This is a genomic window from Phycisphaerae bacterium (assembly GCA_035384605.1).
In the GTDB taxonomy this organism is placed as follows: Bacteria; Planctomycetota; Phycisphaerae; order UBA1845; family PWPN01; genus JAUCQB01.
In genome coordinates, this window is sequence record DAOOIV010000192.1 from 1 (window position 1) to 5,376 (window position 5,376).

General features: G+C 63.6%; 4 protein-coding genes. 1 reads left to right on the forward strand and 3 read right to left on the reverse strand.

Translation table 11 applies throughout. The annotated features are described in order from the left end of the window. On the forward strand, positions 1 to 2,528 hold a 2,528-nt coding region (locus tag PLL20_21465), incomplete at its 5' end, for a hypothetical protein (protein ID HPD32568.1). A gap of 185 nt (positions 2,529 to 2,713) precedes the next feature. Here the strand turns inward: PLL20_21465 and PLL20_21470 are convergent. The 3 genes from PLL20_21470 to PLL20_21480 form a co-directional block, all read right to left on the reverse strand. Further along, positions 2,714 to 4,330 (reverse strand): radical SAM protein, encoded by a 1,617-nt coding sequence (locus PLL20_21470; GenBank protein HPD32569.1) that lies wholly within the window; start codon positions 4,328 to 4,330, stop codon positions 2,714 to 2,716. Position 4,331: 1 nt separating this feature from the next. Next, positions 4,332 to 4,685 (reverse strand): hypothetical protein, encoded by a 354-nt coding sequence (locus PLL20_21475; protein HPD32570.1) that lies wholly within the window; start codon positions 4,683 to 4,685, stop codon positions 4,332 to 4,334. Between the two features lie 139 nt (positions 4,686 to 4,824). Then, positions 4,825 to 5,376: hypothetical protein (locus tag PLL20_21480; GenBank protein HPD32571.1), on the reverse strand; the 552-nt coding region annotated here is incomplete at its 5' end.

The following is a 5,376-nucleotide window of genomic DNA, read 5'->3' on the forward strand; positions in this document are numbered from 1 at the left end:
ATCCGGCAACCGTCGAGGCGGTTGCAACCTCCCCCCGAGACAACAGGGCTGATGCCGGGGCCACGGCCGCAACAGACGTCCTGCGGGAAGAAGCAACCCTCGATACCTTGACCCGCTCGATCCAGGAATGCGTCGAAACGGTGATCGAAAGCCGCAGCACGACTCCCGGCATGACCCCCGTTGACAATGCTGAGATCGAGGAACGCTGCCGAAAGGCTAGAGAAGAACTGGCGCGCCTGGCCGGAACGGATTTCTCCGCTGAGACAACCGATCAACCATGTCCACGAAGCCAAGAGACGTCGCAAGCCGGACTGCGCCGCGAAGGACCGAGAGCCAAGAAAACCGTCCGGTCCCCGCAAAACGGTGGACGGCTGGCCGACTTCATGAGCGCCATGAAGCGGAAATGCTCGCGAATCGCCGACCGCGAGACAGGCGAACAAACCGAAGCATCTCAGGAATCGACGCCGCCATTGAAAAACACCGAGAGGACTGATCAGTTGGATGAAGCAGCCGCCCGGAAACCCGAAAAGGAAATCGACATGCTCAAGCGCCGACTCGCGGACAGCGAGCAGGCAATTATCGACCTGGGCCGGCATGTTGCCTCACAGTTCAACGCCACGCAAGAAGCACTGAAGTCTCTGGAAAGGAAGACCGCCGGCGCCGAGGAGGTCAGACGGCTCAAGTCAGTTCACGAAGCCGCCGCGTCGGACATGGAGCGTCGGCTGGCCGGCATCGCGGCCTCGCTCCAGCAGCTCAGTGAATGGATCAGGAAGCGGGGCGAAAAAGGCCGAGGTGAAACGCTGCCCGAGTTTGAGGCGCTGTCCAAGCGGGTCATCGAGCAGGCGCAGCAGCTCCAGGAGATTCGAAAGCGCACCCTGGCCCAGAATGCGTCGGTCGCCCGGATCCTGGCGGAACTGAAAAGTCAAACGGTCAGCCGTGCTGAGCTGGATGAGGTGCGCGCCGCCCAGGCCGAAACGGGGCGAAGAATCCTTGAACGAATCGATCGCAACCGCGACGACACCCAGGAGATACTCGACAACCTCGAAGAGCGATACCTCGGGCTGCGGGATCAGATCGAGGCACTGATCGCGTCCAAAGCCGACGCCTCGAGCCTCACCGACATCCGGAATCGACATCAGGCCGACTTCGGCGAGCTGCTCGGCGCCCTCGGAAAGCAGCGACAGGACCTGGAGAACAAGCTTGAGCAAGTAGTAGCCGATTGGAAACAGACCCAGAAGGCCCTGGACGATCTGGCCGCCCAGGCCGGTGACAAGCGGGAACTGGACGAGATCCGGCGTCGACAGGCCGCCGATGCGAGCCGAATCCTTGAGATGCTCGCCGCTCACCGCCGGGAAGTCGAATCCCTTGCGCAAGATCTCGATCGCCGCGCCGGCGATCTGCTCGCGCGACTCAATGCCCTGCCCAAGGATGTCGCCACCACTGAACAGCTTCAGGACATCCGTGCGGCCTACACCGAGCAGATCACCGACCTGACCGCTCGCTTGGCCGCCTGCGAAGCGGGTTTCGAGAAAACGCGCGAGCTCCACGAACGGGGCTTGCGAGCCGTGGCGGGAAAGACCCTTGACACGGCTCGCCGCGTGTCAATCCTCGAGGAAAAAGGCAGGCCGCGCAGAATCCGCCTCGAACTGTCGCCACGCGCCGGCATTGAGCTGGGCGACGTCGTAGCCGCGGCACAGGAGCAGCGCGATTCGCTTCGCGCGGATATCGAGGAAGCCGGCAAGACGGCCGCCGATCTTCGAGAAATGTCCTCCACCATCCGCGAGGCGACGCAGGCTTGGCAGGCAAGCCTCGAAGCAAGCTGGGACAACGCGCAGGCATTTCTGCAGGAATGGCAGAAGAAAGCCGTCGAAGCAAAGGGCGAGGCCGACCGGATGCTGGACGGCTGGCGCAGAGGAACTGATGAAGTCCGCCAAGAGGCCGAGCGACTCAGGGCTTCGGCCCGCATGGCCGCGGAGGTTCTGCAGAGAATGCGACAGTGCCACGCGGCGATTGACGCCAAACTTAATTCGAAAGAATGGCAAGCGGTGTTCTCCAGAGCCGAGAGCACCGCGAGTCGTCTCGAACAGGCCGTTGCGGCCGGCCAGACCGTCTGTCAGCAAATCGCCGGCAGAATCGAGCAGGCCATTGCGGCCGGTCAAACCATCTCCCAGCAGATCGCCGGCAAAACCGAACAATCGAAGAATGAACTTGCCGCCTACTTGGCCGACTGCAAGAAACAGTTGGCAAAGCGACTTGCCGAATTCGCCGCCGAGCAACAACAGATGGACCGCGTCATCGAGGCTCGCCGACAAATGCTGGCCAGAATCGCCAAGAGCGCCGGCAGCCTGGTCGAAGTGATCGATGCCGGACGGCAGTTCGATGAACAACGACATCCCTCTGTCCCGGCTGACCCTGCCTCCAAGCCGCCGGCCGTCGAGTCGCGCGACCTCCAGGCCGACACGGTCGCCGAGATCCGCTGGCCCCGGTTCCGCACCCATCAGCCGCAGACTCAGGCTCAGGCCGGCTGAACACGACCTTCCGCCGATCCGCCGCGCTCAAGACATACCCGCTTCGGCACAGTAGGGCAGGTCAAAGCGAAGCGCCGACCTGCCGCTTGTATCTGCACCCGACCCTTCGTTGCCCGGCTGCCGAAAGCCGAGACGAATCAACCCCGTAGGCCAGGTCAAAGCGAAGCGCCGAGCTGCCGCCCTCATCAGGCCACCAGCCTCGCCATCATCGCGTGCACCTCCCGCCACGCGCGGCAATGCTCGTCCAGCGGTTGCGGATCAAGCCAGAAACCCCGACAGAACTTGAAGGCTTCACAGGTGGCGCAATGCAAATCCGGACAGCGGATCGGCGAGGCTTCGCGGTACATCTGCCGAAGCGACCGGCAACCACCCGCCGCAGCACCGCCGGTCAGACGCACGAGTGCCGAGTAAAACGGCTCGATGGCCACGTTCAGACCGGGATCGCGCAGGAACAACTCCGCCAGCGACCGCAGATCGTAGGGCAACCAGGCACGAAGATCGGCGAGGAAGACAGGCTTGCCACAAGACGTCGCCGAACGAACACCCGCGATGCCGCCGCCGGCACCTGGAACCACTACCGCGTATTCCTGCTGGCCGCTCACGGATGATCGCTGATCGCCGGTCGCTGAAAGCCGACCGCTGATAGCCGATGGCCGGCCGCCGACTGTTGACCGCTGATCGCCCGCCTTCCCTGCCAACCATTCAAAAAACAAACGGTAATCCCCACACAACAGCGTCGGCCGATGGGCGTGCTCCGACTCGGCGTGCGACTCATACGGGCAGCCGCCGTGGCAGAATCGCCAATACTCGCAGACCCCGCACGACCCCCGTCGCAGCGCCTTCTCGCGGTCGACAAGCACCTGCCGCCAAGGATGATCCAGGCACTCCTGCAGCGACGCCTCGCCGAGCCGCCCGAGCTTCATCCCGCCCGCATCAACCGCCCGTCCGCAGTTGTAGACAAACCCGTCGGCATCGATGCCCAAATGCCCTTCGACGCACCCCGCACGGCCGGCCAGATCACAGGAACTTACCGACCCGCCCTCCCAGGCCCGAACGAAATCCCACACCGGCGAGAGAATCAGGCGACGATGATCGCCCAGCCAGACATCGGCGATCTCGATCAGAAACCGCCCGTAATCGCCGGGCGTCAGCAACAGCGACTCGCAAGGAGTCTCCTTCGCCCGGCCAACCCGCAGCAGCGGATTGACGCGCAGCGACAGCATCGAGTTGTCTCGCAGGTTCCGGAAGAACCAGTAGAGGTCCTTGGCCCGCGGCAGGCCCGGCCGATGCAGCACGTACACGCAGCCGGCCTTCCAGCCGGCACGATCGAGCAGCTCCAGGCCGGCCAGCCATCGCCGCCGGTAGCCGCCCGCTTCGCCCAATTGCCTCACGTCGTCAAACGGATCGAGCGACGTTCCAAGCCCGTCACGGCCAATCAGCGGCTCCAGAATCGAGATCCACTCTTCATCCAGTAACGTGAGATTGGTCTGAATCCGGTGCGTGATCCCCGCACGGTGGGGCAACGCGTGAAACGCGACCGCAAGTTCGCGAAAGAAATCTTTGCCCAGCAGCAGCGGCTCGCCGCCGTGCCAGAGAAATCGAACGCGATCAACACGGCCGGCCGCAATCAACTCGTCAGCCTGCCGCAGCAGCAAACCCGCCGCCTCGCCCGACAGCTCCCGACGGCCGCCTGGATCGCTCCCGGCCGAACAGTACACGCACCGCGCGTTGCATGCATCGGTGGTCTTGACGATGATCTCGATCCGCTTGGCCATCGCTGTCGGCTCTGAAACCAAGGTCATTCTAACACAACCCGCCTCCTGATTGCCTGATTGCGGGTGCATGGCCGTAGTTGCGTGGGCCGGCGGGCCGATATGGGGGATAGAGCGAGGCGTCCGCAGGAGGCAGGCAACGGAAATCAACGGACCGTGGAGGATCGACGACGTCGGCGAACGGATCACGAGCAGAGTTGGCGAAATGGCGGGAGGAGTCTCGGGCCCGGACGGTGCGGTAATACCTGCCGGCGACCTTCACTGCCGCGGCCCACAAGCCCCCAGGAATCCGGGACCGGCCCTCGCGAGTCCGCCGCCAGCAGTCGAAACGCCCCACAAGTTGCTCCAACTGGACAGGAACGCCGCCCGTCGTTCTGGTTCTCATCGGCTGTTCTCCGTGCAATCTCGCACTGACAGCGGACGATACCGGACGATTCATCGCGATCCATGCAGGCTTACAGGAAGGACACCCTCGGCGTGCTGGAGGCACCGGTCGAGGATGGCGGATGCCGCGGGGACACGACTCAGTCCTTCGGCTGCTCGCTTTCCAGTGTCTTGCGAATCCGGTTGATGGCGTCGCGGATCTTGGCCTTGCGCATCTCGTTCACTTCCGGCGGCAGGTCATCCTCGCGGATGAAGAAAGAGAACGTCGAGCCGTCGGGGTTGGTGATGTTGATCTGGCCGACGATAATGTTGGCTCGCAGCGCCCGGATGGCAGCCTCGCCGATCCCGCCGTCACCCTGGGTGTTGGACGCGTTTGCAACCTTGTTGCCGGATATGCGGATGCCGTTTGCCTCAATGGAGAAGCTGAGCCCGGTCAACCCGCATATCCAGTCGAGAACCTGCCGGATCGTAGCAGCCTCCATGCGCAACGGGAACCGCTCGAACACATGCGGCGGCAGCGAGGCAAGAGCCCCGGGCTCCATCTCCAACGACACGCCGGCCCGGCGGGTCAGATCCAGCAGAGCCTGCTCCAGCGTGGTCTGAACGTACTGCACCGTTACCTTCCTGCTGAGTTGGCGCTCGATCGCCCGGGTCTTGCTCAAAGATCCGCCCATTGTAATTTTCGATGAGGC